We start from the raw sequence: 355 nt of genomic DNA, 5'->3' as shown, positions 1-355 counted from the left end.
TTACTATGCCGCTGCGCCGCTGGTTGATGATATCGCGGCCATCCAGCATCTTTACGGCGCCAATATGACCACCCGAACCGGCGACACCGTTTACGGGTTTAATTCAAATACAGGCCGAGACTTCTATACGCTCAATGACAGCCACGACAAACTGGTGATGTCTGTTTGGGATGCAGGCGGTAATGATACCCTTGATTTCTCGGGGTATAGCCAAAATCAACGTATCAACTTGAACGAAGGCGCTTTCTCCGACGTCGGGGGATTAAAAGGGAATGTTTCCATCGCCGCTGGCGTCACCATCGAAAACGCGATAGGGGGCTCAGGTAATGACGTCATTGTTGGGAATCACGCAGAC

1 protein-coding gene is annotated in these 355 nt (G+C 51.5%); it reads left to right on the top strand.

All coding sequences use genetic code 11. From position 1 onward, the window contains the following. Positions 1-355, top strand: a 355-nt coding sequence (locus KHA85_RS20675; protein ID WP_213186739.1) for a M10 family metallopeptidase C-terminal domain-containing protein, incomplete at both ends; no start/stop codon positions are given.

This window comes from Dietzia massiliensis (assembly GCF_018390595.1).
Lineage (GTDB): Bacteria > Actinomycetota > Actinomycetes > Mycobacteriales > Mycobacteriaceae > Dietzia > Dietzia massiliensis.
The sequence above is the reverse complement of the archived record's forward strand: the minus strand, read 5'-3'. Positions and strand labels throughout refer to the sequence as shown.